Source organism: Candidatus Pelagibacter sp. Uisw_130 (assembly GCF_047722505.1).
In the GTDB taxonomy this organism is placed as follows: domain Bacteria; phylum Pseudomonadota; class Alphaproteobacteria; order Pelagibacterales; family Pelagibacteraceae; genus Pelagibacter.
This window is the reverse complement of sequence record NZ_CP159814.1, coordinates 1129269-1154283: the sequence shown is the minus strand read 5'-3', so window position 1 is coordinate 1154283 and position 25015 is coordinate 1129269. Positions and strand designations below refer to the sequence as shown.

At 29.2% G+C, this 25015-nt stretch carries 28 protein-coding genes and 2 riboswitches; of the genes, 16 read left to right on the top strand and 12 right to left on the bottom strand.

Going from position 1 to position 25015, the window contains the following annotated elements; genetic code table 11:
* The first annotated feature begins 42 nt into the window (after positions 1–42).
* Genes ABXT55_RS06250 through ABXT55_RS06225 form a run of 6 tightly spaced genes read left to right on the top strand, consistent with a single transcriptional unit; the run spans position 43 to position 6490 of the window.
* Entirely contained in the window at positions 43–861 is an 819-nt protein-coding gene (locus ABXT55_RS06250; protein ID WP_415284455.1) for a TIGR01459 family HAD-type hydrolase, read from the top strand.
* A 3-nt stretch (positions 862–864) separates the two neighbouring features.
* On the top strand, positions 865–1782 hold the full coding sequence (locus ABXT55_RS06245; RefSeq protein ID WP_415284454.1) for a bifunctional riboflavin kinase/FAD synthetase: 918 nt from the start codon (positions 865–867) through the stop codon (positions 1780–1782).
* 1 nt (position 1783) lies between these two features.
* Positions 1784–4495 carry an isoleucine--tRNA ligase gene (ileS, locus tag ABXT55_RS06240; RefSeq protein ID WP_415284453.1) on the top strand — a complete coding sequence of 904 codons (2712 nt, stop codon included), beginning with the start codon at positions 1784–1786 and terminating at the stop codon, positions 4493–4495.
* Positions 4496–4512: 17 nt separating this feature from the next.
* Positions 4513–5004, top strand: coding sequence for a signal peptidase II (gene lspA / locus ABXT55_RS06235; RefSeq protein ID WP_415284452.1), 492 nt, complete (start codon positions 4513–4515; stop codon positions 5002–5004).
* A complete protein-coding gene (locus ABXT55_RS06230; RefSeq protein ID WP_415284451.1) occupies positions 5001–5336 on the top strand; it encodes a DUF3035 domain-containing protein in 336 nt (111 codons plus the stop codon). Before lspA ends, ABXT55_RS06230 begins: the two co-directional genes overlap by 4 nt.
* Entirely contained in the window at positions 5336–6490 is a 1155-nt protein-coding gene (locus ABXT55_RS06225; protein WP_415284450.1) for a glucose-6-phosphate isomerase, read from the top strand. Before ABXT55_RS06230 ends, ABXT55_RS06225 begins: the two co-directional genes overlap by 1 nt.
* Here ABXT55_RS06225 and rsmD read toward each other — a convergent pair.
* Both rsmD and purD read right to left on the bottom strand, forming a co-directional pair.
* On the bottom strand, positions 6487–7050 hold the full coding sequence (gene rsmD, locus ABXT55_RS06220; protein ID WP_415284449.1) for a 16S rRNA (guanine(966)-N(2))-methyltransferase RsmD: 564 nt from the start codon (positions 7048–7050) through the stop codon (positions 6487–6489). The genes ABXT55_RS06225 and rsmD overlap by 4 nt on opposite strands.
* Positions 7047–8312, bottom strand: a complete 1266-nt coding sequence (gene purD / locus ABXT55_RS06215) for a phosphoribosylamine--glycine ligase (protein WP_415284448.1) — start codon at positions 8310–8312, stop codon at positions 7047–7049. The genes rsmD and purD overlap by 4 nt, the downstream gene beginning before the upstream one ends.
* A 21-nt stretch (positions 8313–8333) precedes the next feature.
* Here purD and ABXT55_RS06210 point away from each other — a divergent pair, with 21 nt between their 5' ends.
* Positions 8334–8522, top strand: a complete 189-nt coding sequence (locus ABXT55_RS06210) for a DUF2093 domain-containing protein (RefSeq protein WP_415285458.1) — start codon at positions 8334–8336, stop codon at positions 8520–8522.
* 9 nt (positions 8523–8531) lie between these two features.
* On the opposite strand, the gene ABXT55_RS06205 is transcribed toward ABXT55_RS06210, so the two are convergent.
* The 5 genes from ABXT55_RS06205 to ubiA are packed head-to-tail and all read right to left on the bottom strand — an operon-like array spanning position 8532 to position 14191.
* Positions 8532–9392 carry a lysophospholipid acyltransferase family protein gene (locus ABXT55_RS06205; RefSeq protein ID WP_415284447.1) on the bottom strand — a complete coding sequence of 287 codons (861 nt, stop codon included), beginning with the start codon at positions 9390–9392 and terminating at the stop codon, positions 8532–8534.
* Positions 9389–10330: a tetraacyldisaccharide 4'-kinase gene (lpxK, locus tag ABXT55_RS06200; RefSeq protein WP_415284446.1), complete on the bottom strand. Its 942-nt coding sequence runs from the start codon at positions 10328–10330 to the stop codon at positions 9389–9391. The genes ABXT55_RS06205 and lpxK overlap by 4 nt, the downstream gene beginning before the upstream one ends.
* Positions 10331–10332: 2 nt before the next feature.
* Positions 10333–11583 (bottom strand): 3-deoxy-D-manno-octulosonic acid transferase, encoded by a 1251-nt coding sequence (locus ABXT55_RS06195; protein ID WP_415284445.1) that lies wholly within the window; start codon positions 11581–11583, stop codon positions 10333–10335.
* Entirely contained in the window at positions 11583–13322 is a 1740-nt protein-coding gene (locus tag ABXT55_RS06190) for an ABC transporter ATP-binding protein (RefSeq protein WP_415284444.1), read from the bottom strand. Before ABXT55_RS06190 ends, ABXT55_RS06195 begins: the two co-directional genes overlap by 1 nt.
* A gap of 5 nt (positions 13323–13327) precedes the next feature.
* The gene (gene ubiA, locus ABXT55_RS06185; RefSeq protein ID WP_415284443.1) at positions 13328–14191 is read right to left on the bottom strand and encodes a 4-hydroxybenzoate octaprenyltransferase; all 864 of its coding nucleotides are present in this window, start codon (positions 14189–14191) and stop codon (positions 13328–13330) included.
* A gap of 52 nt (positions 14192–14243) precedes the next feature.
* Here ubiA and ABXT55_RS06180 point away from each other — a divergent pair, with 52 nt between their 5' ends.
* Positions 14244–14648 (top strand): DUF2721 domain-containing protein, encoded by a 405-nt coding sequence (locus tag ABXT55_RS06180; protein ID WP_271492627.1) that lies wholly within the window; start codon positions 14244–14246, stop codon positions 14646–14648.
* Here the strand turns inward: ABXT55_RS06180 and ABXT55_RS06175 are convergent.
* From ABXT55_RS06175 to ABXT55_RS06160, 4 genes are read right to left on the bottom strand one after another with little or no spacing between them, the layout of a single operon-like run.
* On the bottom strand, positions 14645–15619 hold the full coding sequence (locus ABXT55_RS06175) for a quinone oxidoreductase family protein (protein WP_415284442.1): 975 nt from the start codon (positions 15617–15619) through the stop codon (positions 14645–14647). The two genes, ABXT55_RS06180 and ABXT55_RS06175, sit on opposite strands and share 4 nt — an antisense overlap.
* Positions 15619–16458 (bottom strand): pirin family protein, encoded by an 840-nt coding sequence (locus ABXT55_RS06170; protein ID WP_415284441.1) that lies wholly within the window; start codon positions 16456–16458, stop codon positions 15619–15621. The genes ABXT55_RS06175 and ABXT55_RS06170 overlap by 1 nt, the downstream gene beginning before the upstream one ends.
* A gap of 2 nt (positions 16459–16460) precedes the next feature.
* Complete coding sequence (locus ABXT55_RS06165) at positions 16461–16871, bottom strand: DoxX family membrane protein (RefSeq protein WP_415284440.1); 411 nt, start codon at positions 16869–16871, stop codon at positions 16461–16463.
* Positions 16872–16879: 8 nt separating this feature from the next.
* A complete protein-coding gene (locus tag ABXT55_RS06160) occupies positions 16880–17119 on the bottom strand; it encodes a CDGSH iron-sulfur domain-containing protein (protein WP_415271623.1) in 240 nt (79 codons plus the stop codon).
* A 94-nt stretch (positions 17120–17213) separates the two neighbouring features.
* Between ABXT55_RS06160 and ABXT55_RS06155 the strand changes: the two genes are divergently transcribed.
* The 3 genes from ABXT55_RS06155 (at position 17214) to ABXT55_RS06145 (ending at position 19564) form a co-directional block, all read left to right on the top strand.
* A complete protein-coding gene (locus ABXT55_RS06155) occupies positions 17214–17573 on the top strand; it encodes a winged helix-turn-helix transcriptional regulator (RefSeq protein ID WP_006997770.1) in 360 nt (119 codons plus the stop codon).
* 162 nt (positions 17574–17735) lie between these two features.
* Positions 17736–17800: riboswitch (SAM riboswitch) on the top strand.
* 75 nt (positions 17801–17875) lie between these two features.
* Positions 17876–18937 carry a homocysteine S-methyltransferase family protein gene (locus tag ABXT55_RS06150; RefSeq protein ID WP_415284439.1) on the top strand — a complete coding sequence of 354 codons (1062 nt, stop codon included), beginning with the start codon at positions 17876–17878 and terminating at the stop codon, positions 18935–18937.
* Positions 18938–18940: 3 nt separating this feature from the next.
* A riboswitch (SAM riboswitch) is annotated at positions 18941–19005 on the top strand.
* Between the two features lie 4 nt (positions 19006–19009).
* Positions 19010–19564 carry an OsmC family protein gene (locus ABXT55_RS06145; RefSeq protein WP_415284438.1) on the top strand — a complete coding sequence of 185 codons (555 nt, stop codon included), beginning with the start codon at positions 19010–19012 and terminating at the stop codon, positions 19562–19564.
* A 28-nt stretch (positions 19565–19592) separates the two neighbouring features.
* On the opposite strand, the gene ABXT55_RS06140 is transcribed toward ABXT55_RS06145, so the two are convergent.
* Entirely contained in the window at positions 19593–20264 is a 672-nt protein-coding gene (locus tag ABXT55_RS06140) for a haloacid dehalogenase type II (protein WP_415284437.1), read from the bottom strand.
* 17 nt (positions 20265–20281) lie between these two features.
* Here ABXT55_RS06140 and ABXT55_RS06135 point away from each other — a divergent pair, with 17 nt between their 5' ends.
* The 5 genes from ABXT55_RS06135 to ABXT55_RS06115 all read left to right on the top strand — a co-directional run bounded on the left by ABXT55_RS06135 (position 20282) and on the right by ABXT55_RS06115 (position 25011).
* The gene (locus ABXT55_RS06135) at positions 20282–20983 is read left to right on the top strand and encodes an RsmE family RNA methyltransferase (RefSeq protein WP_415284436.1); all 702 of its coding nucleotides are present in this window, start codon (positions 20282–20284) and stop codon (positions 20981–20983) included.
* A gap of 81 nt (positions 20984–21064) precedes the next feature.
* The gene (coxB, locus tag ABXT55_RS06130; RefSeq protein WP_415284435.1) at positions 21065–21880 is read left to right on the top strand and encodes a cytochrome c oxidase subunit II; all 816 of its coding nucleotides are present in this window, start codon (positions 21065–21067) and stop codon (positions 21878–21880) included.
* A 2-nt stretch (positions 21881–21882) separates the two neighbouring features.
* On the top strand, positions 21883–23520 hold the full coding sequence (ctaD, locus tag ABXT55_RS06125) for a cytochrome c oxidase subunit I (RefSeq protein ID WP_415284434.1): 1638 nt from the start codon (positions 21883–21885) through the stop codon (positions 23518–23520).
* A 163-nt stretch (positions 23521–23683) separates the two neighbouring features.
* Positions 23684–24220, top strand: coding sequence for a cytochrome c oxidase assembly protein (locus ABXT55_RS06120; protein WP_415285457.1), 537 nt, complete (start codon positions 23684–23686; stop codon positions 24218–24220).
* A 2-nt stretch (positions 24221–24222) separates the two neighbouring features.
* On the top strand, positions 24223–25011 hold the full coding sequence (locus ABXT55_RS06115) for a cytochrome c oxidase subunit 3 (RefSeq protein ID WP_415284433.1): 789 nt from the start codon (positions 24223–24225) through the stop codon (positions 25009–25011).
* Positions 25012–25015: the final 4 nt, after the last annotated feature.

The window sequence follows — 25015 nt, the reverse complement described above, 5'->3', positions numbered from 1 at the left end:
AAACCAGAGAAATTGTGTTTTTTATAAGTTATACCTCCCATAATGACTAAGAATTTAGATAACGAAGGATTAAGGTCGATTGTAGAGAATTATGATATTTTTTATATCGATTTATGGGGCGTTGTTCATAATGGGATAACTCTTCATAAAAATGCAATTGAGGCTTTGGATGAAATCACCAAAGCAAATAAAGACTATGTTCTCTTAACTAACGCACCAAGACCCAACAAAACAGTGAATAATTTTTTAGAAAAAATGGGAATGAATAAAGAAATTAGAGAAAAAGTTTATTCCTCAGGGGAAGCAGCACTGAATTATTTAAGAAAAAATTCTCTAGAACAAAAATTTTATCACCTAGGACCACCAAGAGATTTTGATTTATTTTTAGATTTTAAAAAAAATAAGACTAATGAAATTAAAGAAAGTTCATATTTACTCTGTACAGGCTTATTTGAAGAACAAGGTGAGGATTTAAATTATTACAAAGAATTATTCAAAGATCATATTAATAAGAAAATGATATGCACTAACCCTGATTTAATTGTTGATAGAGGTAAAAAAAGAGAATTGTGTGCAGGGTCTGTAGCTCTTGTTTTTGAAAAAATGGGAGGAGAAGTTATTTATTTTGGAAAACCATTTCCTGAAGTTTATAAGCAAGCAATTAACAATGAGGGAAAAAGAGTTTTATCTATTGGTGATAATTTAAATACAGATATTAAAGGAGCCAATTTTTTAAATTTTAATTCTTTAGTTATATCAAATGGCGTTCATAGGGATGAAATTAAAAAAGAAGGTATAGATGTAATTTCAAAGAAATATGAAGTTGTTGTAAACTTTATTCAAACAGAATTAAAGTGGTAAAATATGAAGCTGTATAAAGACTTTAATATTCCAAAAAATCATAAAAAATCAATTATCTTGATTGGTAATTTTGATGGTGTTCATTTGGGTCATCAAAAATTATTTAAATTAGCAAATACTTATAAAAAAAAATTTAATCTAAAAATTGGTGTTTTAACATTCGAGCCAATGCCTAAAATGTTTTTTAATAAAAACTTTAAAAACTTTAGAATTTCAAATGTAAACCAAAAAAAAATAATTTTAGATCATTTAGGGGTTGATTTTATAATTACTAAAAAATTTGATAAAAAATTTTCATTAATTAATTCTGATTTTTTTATTAAAGAAATTTTATCAAAAAAATTAGAAGCCCAATATATATTTGTTAGTAATAACTTTAGATTTGGCAATAAAAGAGAGGGAGATGTTAGGCAATTAATAAAAAATGAAGAAAAATATCATTACAAAATAGTAAAACCGCAACCACTAATCTTAAATAAAAAAATTATCTCCTCAACATATATCCGCTCTCTTCTAGAAAAAGGACAATTAAAAAAAACCAATAAGTTATTAAATCGAAAATGGTCAATTGAAGGAATTATTCAAAAGGGAAGGCAACAAGGAAAAAAAATTGGTTTTCCAACCTGTAATATTGATATTAAAGATTATGTGATTGCGATGCCTGGAGTGTATGCTGTTCAAGTAAAACAAAAAAACTCCAATAAATCACTAAAAGCGATTGCTAATCTTGGTTATAGACCAACTTTTAATCAAAAAAAAATTTTGTTGGAAGTGCATATTTTTAATTTTTCTGGAAATCTTTATAATAAGTATTTATTAGTAGAGTTCACAAAATTTATAAGAAAAGAGAAAAAATTCAAAAACGTTGATCAATTAAAAAAACAAATTCAAAGTGACCTGAAAGTTGCTAAAAAAAGTTAACATGAGCAAAGAAAATATAAATTTACCTAAAACAGCCTTCTCCATGAAGGCAAACTTACAAAATAAAGAGCCTGAAATTTTAGAATATTGGAAAAAAATTGATCTTTATAAAGAGTTGAGAAAATCCAATAAAGGTAAAGAAAAATTTATACTTCATGATGGTCCACCATATGCAAATGGAAATATTCATATGGGCACAGCTTTAAATAAGATTTTGAAAGACATAATAGTAAAATTCCATCAAATGGATGGTAAAGATTCTGTATATGTTCCTGGATGGGATTGTCATGGCCTACCTATTGAGTGGAAAATCGAAGAGCAATATAAAAAAAACAAAAAAAATAAAAATGAAGTTCCAATAACAGAATTTAGAAAAGAGTGCAGAGAGTTTGCTGAAAAATGGATTGAAGTTCACAAAACACAATTTAAAAGATTAGGTGTTGTTGGAGATTGGGATAATCATTACGCAACAATGAGCTTTGAAGCAGAAGCCCAAATTGTAAGAGAATTAGGAAAATTTTTAAAAGAAGGAAGTCTTTATAGAGGGTTTAAACCTGTTCTTTGGTCAACTGTAGAAAAAACAGCCTTAGCAGATGCTGAAGTTGAGTATCAAGATCATAAATCAGATACAATTTACACAGCCTTCCCAGTTAAAAAAACAAACATAAAAGAATTAGAAAATACAGAAGTTATTATATGGACAACTACTCCATGGACTATACCTGCAAATAAAGCATTGGCTTATAATGAGGCCTTAGATTATTTAATAATTGAATTAAGTGATGAAGGAGATTTTAAGAATAAAAAAATAGTAGTTGCAGAAGCTCTACTAGAGTCTGTTATCAAAGATTGTGAGATTAAAAGTTATAAAGAAATAAAAAAATTTAAGGGTAAAGATTTTAAAGATACAATTTGTAGCCATCCTTTTTTAGAGCTTGGTTATGATTATGATATCCCAATGCTCGAAGCAAGATTTGTTACAACAGAACAGGGAACAGGTATTGTTCATTGTGCACCTAGTCATGGTCCTGATGATTTTAATCTTTGTTTAAAACATGGGATAAAAGCTATAGAGACCGTAGATGGTGATGGTAAATACACTAAAAATCTTCCTTTATTTGAAGGAACTCATATTTTCAAAGCTAACCCGATTGTTATTGAAAAATTAAAAGAACAAAAAAAACTATTATCTAATGGAGAGCTAGTTCATTCGTATCCACATTCATGGAGATCAAAAGCACCCCTAGTTCATAGAGCAACACCGCAATGGTTTATTTCAATGGAAAGTCATGGTTTGAGAAAAAAAGCGTTAAAAGCTCTTGATGATACTAAATTTTATCCAGACAAAGGTAGAGAAAGAATAAAAGCAATGATTGAAACAAGGCCAGATTGGTGTGTTTCAAGACAAAGAGTTTGGGGAGTTCCGCTTCCTATATTTGTTCATAAAACTACTAAAGAAATTTTAGTTGACGATAATGTAAATGAGAATATCGCGAACATTTATGAAAAAGAAGGCTCTGATTGTTGGTTTTCTGATAATCCTCAAAGATTTTTAGGGGACAAATATAAAGCAGAAGATTACGAAAAAATAAGTGATATTGTTGAAGTTTGGTTTGATAGCGGTTGCACTCATGCATTTGTTTTAGAAAAAAGAGAAGATCTTCAATGGCCAGCGTCAATGTATCTAGAAGGTTCTGACCAGCATAGAGGTTGGTTTCATTCGTCATTGTTAGAATCTTGTGGAACGAGAGGTAGAGCGCCTTATGAATCAATATTATCACATGGGTTTGTTGTGGATGGCAAAGGTCTCAAAATGTCAAAATCTGTAGGAAACGTAATTGCACCTGAAGATATTTTAAAAAAATATGGTGCAGACATTTTAAGAATATGGGTTGCGTCATCTAATTATGCGGAGGATTTAAGAATTGATTATTCTATTTTAGAACAACATGCTGATTCATATAGAAAAATTAGAAATACATTTAGATATTTACTTGGAAACTTAAATGATGATTTTAAAAAGGTAGATATTGAAAAATTAGATTTAAATCAATTACCAGAATTAGAACAGTATATGCTTCACCGTATTTATGAATTAAATAAAAATTTCAAAAATTACTTTAAATCATACGACTTTCATAATCTTTACAAAGAACTTTTAAACTTTTGTACAGTAGACTTATCAGCATTTTATTTCGATATTAGAAAAGATGCCTTGTACTGTGATAGTAAAAATTCTGAGAGACGAAAAAGTTGTATGGTTGTGTTAAATATAATTCTTGAATCTTTAATTAAATGGTTTGCACCAATATTGTCATTTACAACAGAAGAAATTTTTACATTAATAAATAAAGAAAACAAAAGTATTCATTTAGAAGAATTTATGCAATTTCCAAAATCATTTCAAAATGAACAATTAGGTAAAAAATGGATTGAATTAAAAAAGATCAGAGACATTTGCAATGTTAGCATTGAAGCAAAAAGAGCAAGTAAAGAAATAGGCTCAAGTCTTGAGGCAAATTTAACAGTATGTTTAAATAAAAAGTTATTAGAATTAATAAAAGATATAGATTTAGCTGAGCTATGTATAACGTCTGCTGCAGAGATTATTGAGACGGCAAACGATGAGATAATAGTTAAAACAAAAAAAGCAGAGGGAAATAAATGCCCAATATGTTGGAAAATTAGTAAAATTAAATGTGAAAGACATTAAGATTAATTTCAAAATTGATGAATAAATTTGATTTAAAATTATTTTTAGTAAATTTCTCTGTTGTTTTTTTAATTTTCTTAATAGATAGAATTTCTAAATTTTACATTATTAAATTAGCAACTTTAGAAAAAAATTTTGAAGTTTATGTAACATCATATTTAAATTTATATTTAGTTTGGAATAAGGGAATTGCATTTGGTCTACTCTCATTCGATAGTAGTTTTATATACAACATAGTGAGCTTTATAATTTTATTAATAATAATAGCACTAATATTAATGATCGTAAAAGAATTGCATATTTTTAAAAAAAATTGTCTTTTAATTATATTGGGTGGAGCAATAGGAAATTTATTCGATAGGATCTATTATACAGCTGTGCCAGATTTTATAGATTTTCATATAGGAAATATTCACTGGTTTATTTTCAATATAGCGGATATATTTATCAGCGTAGGTGTTGTGTGCCTTATTTATGCTGAAATATTTTTTAAAGATAAGAAACTATGAATTTAAATAAGTATACAATTTTTTTTTTAATAGTCTTTTTATTTAGTGGTTGTTCAACCATTAAAGATAATTTAAGTTTAAAAAAAAATTCAGGCGTAGATCAATTTTTGGTTGAAAAAAAAGACCCCCTAGTTCTACCCCCTGATTTTGAAAAGCTTCCTGTACCAACAACGTTGACCACACAAGACACTGAAGTAGAAAAGAATGATGAAAATCTTGACATAAAAAGTTTATTCAAAGAAAAATCGAAAGGAAATTTAGCAGATAATAGTACTTCCAAAAATGACCTTTCTATAAAAGATTCGATAATGAAAAAGATCAGTAAAAATTAATGTTTTTTAAAAATATAATTTTTAAGAATTTTAAAATTAAAAAAAATAATAACAAAATTCAAAAAGATTTGAATTTATTGTTAAAAGAAAAAAATCCAATAATTGAAACTTTAGGAACCTCTTACAGATATAGCTATAGTAAAAAGATAGTTTCAAAGCTTAAAAAATACACATATCTAAAAGTCATTGGAATGGGAGGGTCTACCTTGGGAACTCAGGCAATTTATGATTTTTTAAAACATAAAGTAAAAAAGAATTTTTTTTTTATCGATAATCTTCAATCAAAATTGATTAAATATCCAAAAAAAAATTATATAAATTTAGTTGTATCTAAATCAGGAAATACTCTTGAAACCATATTAAACTTCAACATTATAATAAAAAAAAAACACAACACTTATTTTATTACTGAAAATAAAGACAGTTATCTGTCATCTATTGCTCAAAAATTAAAATCTGAAATTATTCATCACAATAATTTTATAGGAGGGAGATATTCAATATTATCAGAAGTTGGAATGCTGCCTGCTGAATTAATGGGTTTGAATAAAAATAAATTTAAGCAGATAAATAATTTAATAAAAAATAAAAAATTTATTCAATTACTAACATCAAATGTGAGTAATACCCTTCATTTTATTAAACAAAAAAAATTTAATTCAATCATCTTGAATTATGATGAAAAGTCTAAAAATTTATTCAACTGGTATCAGCAACTTCAAGCCGAAAGTTTAGGAAAAAAAGGCGTGGGCATTCTTCCAATCATTTCTACTATGCCAAAAGACAACCATAGTCTTATGCAGTTATATTTAGATGGTCCAAGAAATAATTTTTTTACATTTTTTTTTATAAAGGAAAAAAATTCAGATTATATAATAAATGAAAAGATACTTTCTTCACATAGATACCTTAAAAACAAAAATTTAAATCAAATAATGCTAGCTCAAAAAAAAGCTACAGAAAGGGTTTTTTTAAAAAAAAATATCCCTTTTAGAAGTTTTGAGATTAATAGTAGAGATGAAAAAACCCTTGGTGAATTATTTTGTTTTTTTATTTTAGAAACTATATTGATTGGAAGAGCTTTAAATGTTAATCCATATGACCAACCATCCGTAGAACTTATTAAAAAAGAAACCAAAAAATTCTTAATTTAGTTAAAATTTCCAAAAATAATTTTTGATATACCGTATGTTTTTTGTTCAATAATTTTAAATTCGTCAGGTAAATTGTCATTTTCTTTTTTATGTCTGTGAATGATTATTATTCCCTTATTGTTTAGTACTTTTGAAGTATTAATTTTTTTTAGTAATGGAGAAAGATTTTTCTCTTTATAAGGTGGATCCATAAAAATAATATCAAATTTTTTATTAAATATTTCAAAATTCAAATTTTTGAATATATCTTTTTCTACAACTAATGAGCTATTTTTATAATTCAGATTTGAAATATTTTTTATTAAGATTGGTGTAACTTCTTTATAACTTTCAACAAATGTCACAAATGAAGACCCTCTCGAAAGACACTCTAGGCCAAATGATCCTACTCCTGAAAATAAGTCTAAAACATTAGAACTTTCAATATTTGTGTCAAATTTATTTGTATGTAAAAGTATATTAAATAGCGACTCCTTAGTTAAATCTTTAAGAGGTCTAGTTTCTTTATTCTTAGGTTCAAATAATTTCTTACCTTTTAAGCTACCCGAGATTATTCTCATTCATTTATTACTTTATAACCTATATCTTTACGAAAAAAACCCTCATTCCAATTTAGCATCTTAATCAATTTAAGCACTTGATTTCTAGACTCTAAAAAATTATTAGACATCGAAACAAAATTCAGTACACGACCACCTATTGCATAAACTTTATTTTCATATTCTTTTGTGCCAGCATGGTAGCAATATTCAGAATCTTTAAGCTCTATCTTATCTAATCCTGGAATTAATATATTCTTATTAAATTGATCTGGATATCCCCTAGAGCATAGCACAACACATAAACTCTTTTTGTTGTGCCAATTAATTTCCACATTTTCTAAATCTCCACTGCAGCATGCTAAAAAAATATCGATTAAATCAGATTTTAATTTTGGTAAAATTGTCTGACATTCTGGGTCACCCATCCTAACGTTATATTCAATTAAGTATGGTTCATTATCTGATATCATTAAGCCAGCATATAAGAAGCCTTTGTAGTTTATGCATGAGTCTTTAAGACCTTTTAATGTAGGCTCAATTATTTTTTTTATAATTTTATTTTCTAACTCATCATTAATCATTCTTGAAGGTGAGTATGCACCCATACCACCTGTGTTTTTGCCTAAATCCCCTTCTAGAACTCGTTTATGATCTTGTGCAGTGTCAAAACTTTTAAACGTTTTACCATCCGATATAATAAAATAGCTCATTTCCTCACCCTCAAGAAATTCTTCAATAAGTAAATTTTTAGCAACACCAAATTTTCCATCAAATATTTCATTTATTGCAGATTGTGCTTCATTATTATTTTCACATATATAAACACCTTTTCCTGAGGCTAAACCGTCAGCTTTTATAACTAGAGGATACTTAGATTTTTTTATAAATTCCATTGCCTCAGCAACATTTTGAAAGATACCAAATTGAGCAGTTGGAATATTATATTTTTTGCATAAATTTTTAGTAAAAATTTTAGACCCCTCTAATTCTGCGGCTGCTTTACTAGGTCCAAATACTTTAATTTTACTTTTTTCCAAATAATCAACAATTCCATCTACTAATGGTTTTTCAGGACCAACAACTATAAGATCAATCTTATTTAGTTTTATAAAGTTTTTTAGAACATCAAACTTTTCTAAATCAATATCAATGTTATTAGCTATTTGAGATGTGCCTGCATTCCCAGGAAAACAATATATCTGATCAACTTTACTAGATTTACTTAAAGCCAAACAAATTGAATGCTCACGTCCACCACTTCCTATTATTCCAACTTTCATATATAAATGTATAAACTAAAAATGTTTAAAAAATTAGCAAAAATAAAATATCTACCAAACAACTTTATAGTAGTTGAGCAGGGCGATCATGTACTTTGTGCTGTATCGGGGAAGAAAATAAAACTAGAAGAATTGAACTATTGGAATGTAGAGCTTCAAGAAGCTTATTTTTCTTATGTTGAGGCAATGTACAAAAGAGAAAATTCATAGAGTTGTATATTATTTCCACCTATTGTGGGACCAAATCCATTGACTTGGGTTTTTTACAATCATTTTTTCAAGTATAGCATTTAAGCTTAGTGTTATAGTTTCAATAGTTTCATCTGGGGCATACTGTAAAGGTTCTAATATAGTTAATTTGAAATTAATGTTTTTCTTTCTTTCAATATAAATTGGAACAATTTTACAATTAAATTTTTTTACAAATTGAGCTGGGATAGTTGTTGTAAATGCTGGTTTGTTAAAAAAATTTGATTTAATCCCTTGTGACACTCTTTGATCGATCATTAACGCTATAGAAGTTTTTTTTTTAAAAAAAGATAATAATTGTCTTGTTCCACTCATACCTTTTTTAATTTGATTTTTACAAATATACTTTTTTCTTATTTTTTCCATAATCCCATTTAAAAAATAATTATTTAGAGGTCTATAAATCGCCGCAAGATTAATTCCAGACTTTTCAATTTGCATTGCCATTAATTCAAAATTATTAAAGTGACCAGAAACAAATATTACAGGTTCGTTTTCTTTTTTTATAGATTCTAAAATTTCTAATCCTTTTATCTCTATGTTATTAGATAAATCTGATAATCTAAAATCTTTCATATAGACATACTCGGATAAGATTCTTCCATAATTACCCCACATGTCATCAATAATCTTATTGATATATTGTCTATTCAAACTTGGAAAGGCCCTGTTAATATTTGCTTCTATTATTTCTCTTGGTCTAAAAAATGGACCAAGCAATTTAAAGATCTGATATGATATATTTGAAGAAATTTTAGCACCCAAAGTTTTAGATATTAAAAAAAAAAATAGAATTAATAAAAATTGAAAAAAATATTTGATGGTTTTCATTTTGCAAATTTTATTAAATTAATTAACTCATCTTCACATTTAATTACTAAGTCTATTTTTAAATAATTAATACCATTTGAAATTTTATCTTCAATTTTTACAAAATCTTTTTCTGTTGTTAAAATTTTAGCTTGTAATTTTTTTGCTTTTAGTTTTATATTTAAGATATCTTTTTCTGTATATTGATAATGATCAGGGAATTTGATCTCATGAATTATATTTAGTTTATTTTTAGTTAAAGTTTTTTTAAAGCTTTCTGGGTTGCCAATACCTGAAAAAATTAAATAATTATCTTCATTATTAAACTTATGAATATTTAAGGGTCTATAATATGTCTCAAAAATTTTGATACCTTTATTTAATTTTCTAATTATGGATTTTAAATTGGAAGTATCTTCTCCGTTACCATTTAAAAAAATAGCATCGAAGTTTTTAATGCTTTCAAGTTTTTCTCTAAGAGGACCTGCTGGAATTAAAAATCCATTACCAATCCATTTGAGTGTATTAAAACAAACAAATTTTAAGTCATAGTTTAAAGTCTTGTCCTGTAAGCCATCATCGAAAATCGCTATATTATGCATATCTTTTTGAGCATTTTTGTAAGCTTCTTTTCTACTTTTCTCACAGTATAATTTGCTAGAGTTTGCTATTAATTTTTGTTCATCAATTTGAGTGGGATAAAATTTTTTTATTACAGCTGTCTTTAAATGTATTTTATTTAAAATTTGACTTATTTTTATTGCTAAAGGCGTTTTTGCAGTCCCACCAACATATATATTTCCTACACAAATAGTTTTAACATTTCCTATTTTATTTTGGTTATGGTTTCTTCGTTTTTTTATTAGATAATTATTTATGATTATAGGGAGGGTAAAAATCAATAAAAAATATGATAAAATATTAGGTTTTTTATAATCCCAAAAACTAGGCTTCCTCATAATCATTTTTTATTAATATAGTAATTTATTTCACTTAGGGTTGAGTGTAAAATCTTATTTCCAAGTGTGTCAATTTTAGATTTGATATGATTAACGTTTAATTTTTGTGAAAATATAGAGTTAATCTCTTTACACATTTGATTAACATTATTTACTTTAATTGAGACATTATTTTTTTTTAAAAGAGAGTAAATTTCGCTAAAGTTCCAAATATTTTTACCATGCAAAACTTTACATCCATATCTTGAAGGCTCAATAGGGTTTTGACCACCATGTTCAATTATTGATCCCCCCAAGAAAATAGTATTACAAATTTTAAAAAAAGACTTTGTCATACCGTATGCATCTACTAAGTATATATCTGTATTTGAATTTATTTTTTGTTTTGAACTATGTAAGTGAACGTTAAGTTTTAGCTTACTTAAATCTTTTAAAATATCTTTAGTTCTTTCAACATGCCTTGGTATCATGATTGTTAATAAATTTTTGTGTTTACCCTTAAGTTTTTTATGAACTTTGGCGCATAGAATTTCCTCACCTTTGTGCGTACTAGAAGCACACCAAACCTTTTTCAAAGAAATTTTCTTTTTAAGCTCATCTGTTAAATGAATTTCTTCTTTTTCTATTTGGGTGAATTTTAAGTTACCAATATATTTAATATTTTTGGCACCAAGTGATTTAAGATATTTTTTAGATTTAATACTTGCCGATAAACAAATATCAAATTTTCCAAATAAATATTTGGCACTAGATATAATTTTTTTCCATCTTGTAAAAGTTTTTTTAGTAATTCTTCCATTTAAAAGAGCCAATGTAATTTTTGCTTTTTTTATATTTAAAAACATATTAGGCCATATTTCGGAGTCTATAAAAATAGCAATTGATGGTTTCCAATAATTTAAAAATTTTTTACTGTGATAGTTGGTATCTATTGGAAAAAATTGATGAATTGTTTTTTTTAATTTTATCTTATTTAAAACATTTGCTGATGTTACAGTGTTTGATGTAATTAAAATTTGTTTTATTTTATTATTATTTTCTAACTTTTTAATTAAAGGAATCACACTTAATATCTCACCAACACTTGCACCATGAAACCATATTAGCTTCCCTTTAGTTTTTTTTTTGGTAAATATGCTAAACTTTTCTCTCCATCTTGTTAGATCTTCTTTTTTTTTTAATATGCGAATTAAAATAATTATGGGTGAAAAAAAAATTACTATGTTGATTGCTAATCTATAGATAATTAACATTAATCTTTTTTGATTTGTTTTTCATAAAAATTTTTATAAATAGGAGAATTTTTTAATAAATTATGGTGATCACCCTGACCTACAATTTCTCCTTTATCGAGAACAAATATATTTTCACTCTTTAAAACTGTCGATAATCTGTGCGCTATAACAAGCGTAGTTTTGTTTTTTGTTAGATGATCCAGAGCTTCTTGTATTTTGCTTTCTGTCTCGGAATCTAGTGAGGAAGTTGCTTCATCTAAAAGAATGATAGATGTTTTTTTTAAAATAGCTCTAGCTATAGATATTCTTTGTTTTTCACCACCAGACAGCCTCACTCCATTTTCGCCTATTTCTGTATTATATTTTTGCGGAAGCTTATTAATAAAATCATCTGCAAGAGCGTTTTTTGCTGCGTTTATTATTTCTTCATCTGTGGCATTAGGGTTTGCATAGGCTATATTATTTTTTATTGTGTCATCGAACAATGTAGTGTCTTGGCTCACAAGTGATATATTTTCCCTAAGAGAACTAATAGTGCATTGATTAATTGGTTGGTTATCAATATAAATATCTCCCTGAGTACAATTAAAGAACCTTGGTATTAAATTCAATATAGTAGATTTACCAGCTCCGCTATGACCGACTAGTGCTGTCATTTTACCACCTTTGATTTCAATATTTATGTTTTTTAGTACTACGTTTTTATTATTTATATAATTAAAGCTTATGTTCTGAAATTTGATAGTACCATTATCTACTTTTAGTGGCTTGCTATCTTCATTTTCTTCAATCTTATTTTTAATATCTATAACAGGTAAGATTCTTCGAGCAGCTGACAAGCCTTGACTTATACCCATGTGCAGTGTGGCTAAAGATCTTACTGGTTGATAGGCTAGCATCATCGCTGCTAAAAAAGAAAAAAAATTATTTACTTCAAGTTCATTGTTTAAGATTAGCTTACCCGATACATATATTAATATAGCTATCATGATCCCAGTAAGAGTTTCCATAATTGGAGTTGCCCTTACAAAAATAGTTGCAATTTTTTTCGATTTTTCTTTTAAATTATTAACAAAATTTTCTATTTTGCTTGTTTCACTCGTTTCTTGTTGAAATATTTTTATTAATTTATGATTTTTAAAAACTTCAATTAAATGCTTTGTAAGTAGGCCGGAATCGATTTGTGCTTCTGTGGTTACTTTTCCAATTCTTTTTCCAAGGCTTTTAGAAGCAAAAGATGCCAGTGGAATCATCATTATTGCAACAATAGCAAGTTTCCAGTTTTGATAAAACATTACAAATAATAGACCCATTAAAGTTAGACTATCTTTAAAGAGATTTAATATCGTTACACTAACTAGATTGGTAATTAGTGAAGTATCATAAGTTATACTTGATAAAAACTTGCCAGTGTGCTTGTCATCAATATAATCAGTATCAGCATTAATTAATGAGTTTGTCATATCCATTTGAATGATAGCTTTTATATCTTCACCAACAGCAATCATTGTGGTACGCGCCAGATAAAGAGAAAGCCCCTTCATACTAAAAGCTAATACAATCATTCCAGGAATGATAAATAATAATGATTGGTTTTTTTCGATAAACAATTTTTTAACGGCAGGATCAAGAAGCCAAGCAATTGAAGATGTACTTGCAGCTACAACTAATGTAAAAAAAAGTGATAATAAAATTTTATATCTGAATTTTTTAGTATAATTTAAGTATAGTCTTTTTAAAACTTCGAAGTTAGTCATTAATTTTACATCTTTCCTATAATTATATTAACTAAAACAATTAAACCTAAAAAATTATTGCTTTTAAATATGCTCAAACACAGTAAAGAATCTTTAAAATTAAACCTATAAACTTGATATATAAATAAGTGAACAGCACAAATTAATAAAGATAAATAAAAAAAATGATCAAAATTCATTAGCAAACCTACAAATACCAAAGATATTAAAAATACTATGTAACATATAGACAAAAATAATTTTGAGTTTTTTTTAAATTTTATTGAAGTTGATTTTATACCTATTATTTCATCATCTTTTAAGTCTTGATACCCATATATTGTGTCAAAGCCTAGTGTCCAAAATATGGCTCCTAAATAAAAGATAATAGCAACGATGTTTATCTCACCTTGAATTGCCGTCCAGCCTAAAACTAAACCATAATTAAATGTAATACCCAAAAACAATTGAGGCCAATAAGTAAATCTTTTCATTAGAGGGTAGGTAAAAGCCAATGGCATTGACGCTAAGGCTAAGATAATTGTTAAGTTGTTGAAATTAATTAAAACTAAAAAAGCAAGCGCACACAAAGTGAGAGCATAAATAATTGCCAACTTTATTGAAACCTTATTAGAAGCAAGAGGTCTATTTTTTGTTCTTTTTACTTTTTTATCAAATTCTTTATCCAAGATATCATTTACTATGCATCCTGCAGACCGCATTAGAATAGAACCTAAAAAAAACAGTGATAAGTAAAAAAAATAATCATTTAGGTTTTTGGAAAAATCATAAGCAAGAGTTAGCCCCCATGCACAAGGCCAAAATAATAGCATATAGCCAATAGGTCTTTTCAATCTTGTTAATTCGATAAAGAGATTTAATTGTTTCATAATAATTTACTTGTAAATAACAAAGGCTAGTTTCATAATCAAATTGATTCGTATGAATATAGATTACACAGTCACAGCATTGATGTTTCCAGCAATACCCTTGCTTATGAATATCTATAGTAATAGATTTCACTCATTAAGTAAGCTTATTAGGCAGCTTCATGATGAACATGTGTATGAAAACCATATTCCTCCTGAGTGGAAAAAACAGTTTATAAATTTAAGTGGAAGAATTGTATTATTGAAGTGGACTATTATGTTTGCAGCTTTCGGTCTTTTATTTAATTTGTTAACTGTATTTGCCCTTTATCTAAATGAAATTTTTGTAGCAAGGATAATTTTTGGATCTTGTTGCTTATCAATGATGGTTTCAATTTTAGTTTTTTTAAGAGAAATTCATATATCTACAAATGCATTAAAATTGCATATGTCTGATATGGATGTTGATTTAGATTAATTAGGAATAATAACTGCAGGACCAGTTAATAGTCTTGCTTCTAATTCTTCATGAGCTTTTTTGACATCAGCAAGTGAGTATCTTTTTGAAATTTCAACTTTAAATTTCCCAGATAAAATTGCATCAAAAACTTTTTTAGCAGACGCAACTAATTCTTCTCTTGTCATTGTGTAATGTGCAATAGAAGGTCGAGTAAAAAATAATCCTTTTGCATTAATATGTTTTTTAACATCTATAGTATCAACATAACCAGAGGCGTTTCCAAAAGCGACCATCATGCCTCTAACTTTTAATGTTTCAATCGATCCATCAAATGTTTTAATACCAACACCATCATAGACAACATCAACTCCATTTTTGCCTACAATTTTTTCTACCTCTTTAACAAAGTTTGTGTCAGTATAATTTATTACATGGTGACAACCATTTTTTTTAGCAATAGCCTCTTTTTCTTTAGAGCCAACAGTTCCAATAACTTCAGCTCCTAGTGCATTGGCCCACTGACATAAAATTTGACCAACACCACCAGCTGCTGCATGGTATAAAACCTTATCTCCCTTTTTAATTGGATAAGCTCTGTGCAATAAATATTCAGCGGTAATCCCTTTAAGCATAATGCAAGATGCAATTTCGTCTGAGATACCCTCTGGAACTAAAACTAATTTTTCTTGAGGAAATAATTGTTTTTCTGAATAGCTTCCAATGGGCATTGAAGAGTGAGCCACTCTATCGCCAACTTTAAATAGATCAACTTCAGAACCAACTTCTTCAATTATTCCACATGCCTCTAGGCCAATTCCACTTGGTAGAGGAATAGGGTATAGACCTGTTCGGTGATAAACATCAATATAGTTAAGACCGATTGATAAATTTTTTATCAAAACTTCTTTTGGACCTGGTTTACTGATTACAATATCTTTAACTTCTAAAACTTCAGGGTCACCAAATTTTTCTATTTTAATAGTTTTCATTATTTTACAAATGTATCATTATGATAATCTTGAACTGCTTGCAAGATCTCTGCTTTAGTATTCATTACAAATGGACCACCTCTAGCAATAGGCTCACCAATTGGCTTTCCAGATATCAATAAAAACTTAGCTTTAGTTAAGCTAAAAACTTTTAATTTCTCACCTTTAGTTAGAATAATTAAGGTAGAACCTTTAACAGCATCATGATCTTGATCACCAACTTTAATTTCGCCTTCTACTAAATATATTAATGAATTGTGAGTTGAGGGAAGATCGAAATTAAACTCTTTTCCTTTTTCAAGCTCTACATCAAAATAAACAGGCTCAACATTGTGACCTTTAACGGGTCCCTCTGCATCTTGAAATTTTCCAGCAATCACTTTGACAGTTTTATCATCGTCTTTATGAGTGCTCATTTTATCTGCATCAATATAAATATATTCAGGCTTAGTCATCTTCAATTTAGCAGGCATGTTTACCCACAATTGAAACCCATGAAGTTTACCCTTTTTCATTGCAGGCATTTCTGAATGAATGATACCACTCCCAGTTTTCATCCACTGAACATCTCCAGCAGACATTATTCCTTCACCACCTGTACTGTCTTTATGTTCAAAGTCACCGGCAAGCATATATGTTACTGTTTCAATTCCTCTGTGAGGGTGAGGAGGGAAACCTCCAATGTAATCATCTTTATTTTCAGAACCAAATTCATCCAACATTAAAAAAGGATCGTGGTAATCAATAAGGTGAGTGCCAATGCTTCTTTTTAATTTAACACCAGCACCATCTGATGCTGCAACTGGTTCTATTATTTTTTCTACTTCGATTTGGCTCATATTTATGTTCGATTACCTTTAATTAAAAAATAAACTCCACCAATTAAAAGAAATATTTGTTCACTGGTAAATAGTTTTGTTGTGAAGAACCAGTCTTTGTGGGCAAAGATCAGTATAGTTATCATTAAGATAGTTATGTTTAGTCCTGATAGTCTTGTGAGTATATTTCCAAAAGGATTTTTAATAAAACCACTTATTATTAATGCCAATCCAGTCAATAACTCAGATATAGCAACGGTTGATGCTAGTGCAGGTGATAAGTTAAAATAATCAATTAATCCTTGAGGAGGTAAAGGAAATTTACCTAAGCCATGAATTATAAAAGCTATCCCTATTCCAAATCTAAAAAATAAAGGGGCTAATCCATCTATGTTAGAAAAAAAATTATTAACTTTATTATTTAAATTTTGCATTTTATCCTTTATTTTTTATTATGTGATCCATCACAAAATGGTTGATTGTTAGTTTGTTTACAAGCACAAAAAAACATTTTTTTAGTTTCTTCAGCCTTGTATGCCAGAGGTGTAAAATCTGTACCTTTATGTGATCCATCACAAAAAGGCTGCTTTGTACTTTTTCCGCATGAACACCAATAATAAGACTTATCTTTTTCAACTTCAACAGCGATTGCACTTTCGCCTGCTCTTTCTCCATTATTCATATTTACCCTTTCAATTTAATTGACTTGTTCATAGTGCCTTGTTATTAATAATGCAATAACGCAAAATAATCATACTAGTATATAAAAACATACGATGAAAAACTTAATAGATTGTCCAGCAGAAAGAGCAGTTTACTTTCTTGGAGGTAAATGGAAAATTAGAATTTTGTTTAGTTTGCTCCAAAGTAAAAAAATTAGATTTGGTGAACTCAAAAAAGGTTTAAAAACCATTACACAACAAATGCTATCCAAGCAGCTTAAGGAGTTAGAAGGAGATGGAATAATTAATAGAAAAGTAATTCGAATAATGCCCCCAAAAGTTGAGTATTCACTTACTGAATTTGGCCTTTCGGTTATGCCTATCTTAAGATCTTTTTCAGAGTGGAATAAAAGAAATACTCGAACTATTTCGGTAAAACTAAATAAGAATTTTGAAGAAAATAGAATTAGATAGCCTTAAAAATACAGTAAAAATTTATGTATCATTTAGTTTTAAAGTATGATTAAAATTAGGCAGCGCTGATTTAAGTTAAATTGCAGAGCGCTTTATAAATTCCTGCTAAAGCGACGTTTTAACCATCGCTTTAGTCGGTGGTTTTTTTTGGAAATTCTTCAAATCTAAACCGGGTACTTGAACCATATTGTGCACCTAGCATTTGCTAAAGCACTAAAAAGGAGAAAAGAGACTGTTTAAATTTACAACCCTCTTGTTTAATGTTTTTCAGTTTCTTTTTTCCAATAATTTGGAGAAAAAAAATGACAAAAAATAAATTAACAGAAAGATTAGATCAAGGTCCTGTAGTTTGTGCTGAAGGTTTTTTATTTGAAATTGAAAGACGTGGGTACATGGCATCAGGGGAATTTGTACCAATGATTTCATTGGACCATCCAGAAGTTCTTGAAAATTTACATAGAGAATTTCAACATGCAGGTTCAGATATTGTTGAAGCTTTTACTTATAATGGACACAGAGAAAAAATGCGCGTTATTGGTAAAGAAGAGCTTCTTGAGCCATTAAATCGTTCAGCATTAAAAATTGCTAAAAAAGTAGCACTAGACACACCTAAGGGGTCTAAACCAAATTTGATGGCAGGTAATATTTCAAATTCAAATATTTGGAAACATAATGACCCTCAATCTCAAAAAGCAGTTGAAGGAATGTTTACAGAGATGGTTGGTTGGGCTGTTGAGGAAGGGGCTGATATGTTGATTGGTGAAACTTTTTATTATGCTGAAGAGGCTTACAAAGCTTTAGAGGTAATGAAAAAAACAGGTTTGCCAACAGTTCTAACAATTTCTCCAATGGGTGAAAATAAAATGAGAGATGGAAAATCTGTTGTTGATACCTGCAAAGAACTTGAACAACGTGGAGCTGATGTTGTTGGTTTAAATTGTTTTAGGGGGCCAGCTACGATGTTTCCTTTTTTAAAAGAAATTAGAGAAGCAGTTAAATGTCATGTTGGAGCTTTACCAATACCTTACAGAACCAATGAAGACTTTCCAACATTTTTTAATCTGCCAGACAGAAGTAATTGTGCTTGTCCGTCGCCACATGGAAGAACGTTTCCAACGGCATTAGACCCACACTTCTGCAATAGATATGAAATAGGTAAATTTGCAAAAGATGCTTATGCATTAGGAGTGAATTATTTAGGAGTTTGTTGTGGAGCAAATCCAATGTTGATTAGGGAAGTTGCTGAGTCGATTGGATTAAAAGTTCCAGCAAGTAAATACAGAGAGAACATGGAAAATCATTTTATGTATGGAAAAAATAAAAGAATTCCAAAACATATGACTGAATACGGAGACAAAGCGTAAATAAATTAAGAAGGGCATTTAACTAAATTGTGCGCCTGACATATGTCGAAGCACTAAAACAGGAGATAAAAAATGAGTAATAATCTAAAAGAAACAATAAGTAATCTACAGAAGGATTTTACAGCTAACCCAAAAAATGCTGTGGTCCAATATGAAAGTAACTCAATCCTTAAGGAAGGGCTTCAATCTGTGGTTACCCTTAGAGAGCATAAACTGATAGTGGATGAACCCAAAAGTTTTGGCGGTAAAGACGAAGGACCTAGTCCAGTAGAGTTGATATTAGCAGCTTTAGCAACGTGTCAGGAGATAACATATAAAGCATTTGCTACAGCATCCGGTATTAATATTGAAAGTGTTAGTGTTAATTTAACAGGTACGCTTGATCTACATGGTTTTTTAGCTTTAAATAAAGATACCAGACCTGGCTTTCAATCTATTTCTGGTACTGTTGATATTAAATCGTCATCCCCTAAAGCTGAAATAGATAAATTGATTGATACGGTAAATACACATTGTCCAGTATTAGACATTTTATCAAAAGGAGTTCCTATTAAATTATTTCAAAAGGTTACTTCGAGCGCTTTTGTTAATAAAGAGCAAACTGAACAAAGAGCAAGCGTAGTTTAAATTATATTAGTAAAGGCCTCATGTTATCTCATGAGGCCTTAATAAGATTGTTTAATTGTTCTAAATTTTTTATTTCATTTTTAGGTTTGTAATCAAGGTTATCAAAAATATTATTATTTCTGTTTACCCAAATAGAACTGTAACCATAATTTCCACCACCAGACACATCCCAAGTATTTGCACTTAAAAATGCAACTTCTTCTTTTTGTATTTTGTATTTATTAATTGGCATGTCGTAAACTTTTGAGTCTGGTTTATAAATGCCAACTTCTTCAATTGAAAAAATATCATTAAAAATATTGTCTAAATTATTACTCTTAACTAATTCATTAAGAAGAGAAGGTGTGCCATTAGAAAGAATACCTAATTTATAATTTTTTTCTTTTAATTTTTCTAAAACTTCAGGCACTTCAGGAAAAGGCGAGAGCACCTTATAAAGATTTAATAATTCATTTTTCATTGAAGCATCTATTTCAAATGCCTTCATTGATTTATCTAAACTATCTTCTGTCACCTGCCAAAAGTCTTTATGTCTATTCATTAGACTTCTAAGCCAAGTGTATTCTAATTGAGTAGTTCGCCAGTAATTTGCAAAACCTTCCCACTTATCGCCAATTTTATCCTTACATTTTTCTGCAGCAGAATTGACATCAAATAAAGTACCATATGCATCAAAAATTATTGCTTTAATATTTTTCATAAATTAACTTAACATTAATGAGTAATATTAGATTATTTTTTAAAGAAAGTTTATCACTTAATTTAACTGCTAAGCTTGATAAATCACAATCTCACTATGTAAATAAAGTGATGAGAGTTAAAGTTGATGAAGTCTTCTCTTTATTTAACAACAGTGGAGAATGGGAAGCAAAAATTTTAAATATTTCAAAAAGTATAATTGAATTTAATATTACAAAACAATTAAGACAAAAACAAAATACAAAAGAGTTGTGGTTAGCTTTTTCACCTATCAAATCAAACTACTTTAATTTTATGATTCAAAAAGCAACAGAGCTTGGTGTTACAAAATTTTTACCAATAATATTTGACAGAACAATTGTAAGAAAAATTAATAAAAAAAGATTAGAAAAAGTAATTATAGAAGCTTCTGAACAATCAAATAGGATTAATGTTCCATCTATTGAAGATCCTCAATCATTAAAATATTTTTTAAGTAATAAAAAAATAGATTTAATATTTACAGATCTAAATTCTCAAAATAAAAAATTAGATTTAGGAAAATTAACTAGCAATCCAACATGCGTTATTATTGGTCCAGAAGGAGATTTTTCAGAAGAAGAAAGAGGAGAGATTCTTAAATTTAAGCACGTTCAGCCAATTAAAATAAATGAAAATATATTAAGATCAGAGACTGCAGTAATTTCAGCTCTATCTATTGTTAGTTATTTGATTAATTGATGGTTTTTAAAAGCTAAAGTGTGATTTTGTCGCAAAATCTAAAGTGTAAATTTTATGAAAGCACTTTATATACTGTTGTAAATGAACAAGTTTTTACTTACAATTTTAGCAGCTATCTACTCAACAGGTGCATTAGCCGATCAACCTAAAGAATGGCAACTAGGATTTCAAAACCCAGCCTCTGATGGAATGAGAGATATCGTTAGTTTTCATAATAATATTCTACTTCCAATAATTATTGCTATCACTGTCTTTGTTTTATTTCTTATGATTTATACTTGTATAAGATTTAGAGAATCAAAAAATCCAGTTCCATCAAAAACTACTCATAATGTTGCAGTAGAAGTTTTGTGGACATTAATTCCGTGTTTAATTTTAATCGTAATGGCGATCCCATCATTTAAACTTTTATACAAGCAAGATACGATCCCAAAAGTCGATGTAACAATCAAAGCTGTTGGATATCAGTGGTACTGGGGATACGAATATCCCGACGAAAATATTATTTTTGAATCGTACATGATTAAAGAAGATGAGTTAAAAGAAAACCAACCAAGATTACTAACCGTTGATCACGAAGTTGTTGTGCCAGTTAATAAGGTGGTTAAGGTTTTAATTACTGCAAACGATGTCTTACACGCTTGGGCATTACCATCTTTTGGAGTTAAAAGAGATGCGGTTCCAGGAAGAATAAATGAAACTTGGTTTAAAGCTGAAAAAGTAGGAACATATTATGGTCAATGCTCTGAGTTATGTGGAATACAACATGCTTTTATGCCGATCACAGTGAGAGTTGTAACAGACGAAGAATATGCAATATGGCTAGCAGAAGCTAAAATGAAATTTGCAAAAGAACCAATTACAGAAAATGAATATAAAAAACTAGCGAGTAAATAAAAATGTATACACAAACAGCATCACAAGACGATCATCACACACCAACAGGTTGGAAACGTTGGGCTTACTCAACTAACCATAAAGATATTGGAACAATGTATTTAATTTTTGCAATTTTTGCAGGAATTATTGGAACAGCTTTTTCAGTATTAATGAGAATTGAATTAATGCATCCTGGTGATGGAATTTTAGGTGGAAATTATCACTTATATAATGTGTTGGTTACTGGTCATGGATTAATAATGATTTTCTTCATGGTAATGCCTGCAATGATTGGTGGTTTTGGTAATTGGTTTGTACCCATCATGATTGGTGCACCTGATATGGCGTTTCCAAGAATGAATAATATTTCATTTTGGTTGTTACCTGCTTCATTTATTTTATTACTACTTTCAATTTTTGTAGATGGCCCTCCAGGTCAACAAGGTGTCGGGGGAGGATGGACTTTATATCCGCCTTTATCTTCTAAAGCTGGACAGCCAGGACCTGCAATGGATTTTGCTATTTTAAGTTTGCACTTAGCTGGAGCTTCTTCAATTTTAGGAGCAGTTAACTTTATTACAACAATTTTGAATATGAGAACACCAGGCATGACTTTGCACAAAATGCCTTTATTTGCTTGGTCAGTTTTAGTTACAGCATTCTTATTGTTGTTATCACTACCAGTTTTAGCTGGAGCAATTACAATGCTTTTAACTGATAGAAATTTTGGAACTGCATTTTTTGATGCTCAAACAGGTGGAGATCCTGTTTTGTACCAGCATTTATTTTGGTTCTTTGGTCATCCAGAAGTTTATATTTTAATTTTACCTGGCTTTGGAATGATCAGTCATATTGTTTCAACATTTTCTAAAAAACCTGTATTCGGATATTTGGGAATGGCTTATGCCATGGTTTCAATTGGTGTTGTAGGTTTTGTTGTTTGGGCCCACCATATGTATACAGTTGGTTTAAGCACTGATACTAAAGCTTATTTTTTAGCAGCGACAATGATTATTGCAGTGCCAACGGGTATTAAAATATTTTCATGGATTGCAACAATGTGGGGTGGATCAATTTCATTTAAAACTCCAATGCTGTGGGCATTAGGCTTTATATTTTTATTTACAGTTGGTGGAGTAACAGGAGTTGTGCTTGCAAATGCAGGTGTTGATACTGCAATGCATGATACTTATTATGTAGTCGCTCACTTTCATTATGTATTGTCTTTAGGGGCAGTATTTGCAATCTTTGCAGGATTTTATTATTGGTTTGGTAAAATGTCTGGTTATGAATATTCTGAAACTTTAGGGAAAATACATTTTTGGTTAACATTTATTGGAGTTAACCTGGTATTTTTCCCTCAACATTTTTTAGGTTTAGCAGGAATGCCAAGAAGATATGCTGATTACCCAGATGCATTTGCTGGATGGAATTACGTTTCATCAGTTGGCTCATACATAGCAGTTGGTGGTTTATTAGTATTTTTTGTTAACTTAATTTATTCTTTTTCTAAGAAAAAAGCTGCAGCTCAAAACCCTTGGGGTGAAGGTGCCACAACTTTAGAATGGACCATACCATCACCACCAAATTTCCATACCTTTGATGAGTTGCCGAAGTTTGTAGATGATCAAGATACTGAAAAATCTAATACTCATTAAATTTTAAGAAAATTATTTTTAACAAATAAGACATTATTATGCTGATACTTGACAAAAAAACTAAAAAAAAAAACATCTTTACTGCGTTTGGAATAATAGCCTTCATGATATTCCTATTTTTTTTTACTCTTTATAATGTGGGAGTTTTTGACAGACAATTATGATCCAAAAAAAAACACTTACTCCTATAATTTTAGCTGGAATCTTTTTTATCATGCTTGGCCTTTCATTTGCTGCGGTACCTTTATATGACATATTCTGTAGAGCGACTGGGTTCGGTGGAACTACGCAAATATCAAAAGAGGCACCAGATATAGTTTTAGATCAAAAAGTAAGTGTTCGCTTTGATACAAATGTAAACAAACTACCCTGGAATTTTAAAGTAAAAAAAAATGTTATGGATGTGAACATAGGTCAAGTGAATCGAATCGAATTTCAAGTAGAGAATTATGGCGATGAAACAACTTATGGTGTGGCTGCTTTTAATGTATCTCCCTCATCTTTTGGTAAATATTATAGTAAATTAGGCTGTTTTTGCTTTGAAAAGCAAGAGTTGAAAGCAGGAGAAAAAGCAACATATATAATGACTTTTTATTTAGATCCAGAAATGGTAAACGACCCAAACACTAAAAATATTAAAGATGTAACTATGTCCTATACTTTCTTTTCATCAGATTATTATAAACAATCAAAATTATAAAAATGTCAGCAGAAAAAAAACATGATTATCACTTAGTAGACCCAAGTCCTTGGCCTATTTATGTATCATTTTCTAGCTTATTTTTAGCAATAGGGACTGTCTATTATTTGCATAGTGAAGTTTCCTGGGGAATGTATTTAGGTTTTGCTCTTTTATTTTATGGAGTATACATGTGGTTTAGAGATGTAATCATAGAGTCGGTTGATCATAATCATCATACACCTGTTGTTAAAATTCACCTTAGATATGGAATGACTCTTTTTATCGCCTCCGAAGTAATGTTTTTTGTTGCGTGGTTTTGGGCTTATTTTAATGCAAGTTTATTTCCTACAGAACTCATGGGCAATGTTTGGCCTCCAGTAGATATTATAACATTTGATCCATGGGATATTCCATTGATAAATACATTAATTCTACTATTATCAGGAACTACAGTTACCTGGGCGCATCATGCCATAGAAGAAGGTGATAGAGAAAGTTTTGTGCAAGGTTTGGCAATGACAGTTGTTTTAGGTTTTTGCTTTTCTTTATTGCAGATTTACGAATACCATCATGCGAGTTTTGATTTTGCAGGGAATATATATGGTGCTGTGTTTTATATGGCAACAGGTTTTCATGGGTTTCACGTCGTCGTAGGAACTATATTTTTAGCTGTATGTTGGTGGCGAGGCAAGACTGGTCATTATAAAAAAGGTGAGTTTTTCGGCTTTGAGGCTGCTGCGTGGTACTGGCATTTTGTTGATGTAGTATGGCTATTCCTATTTGCTTCAATCTATATTTGGGGAAGTTAATAGT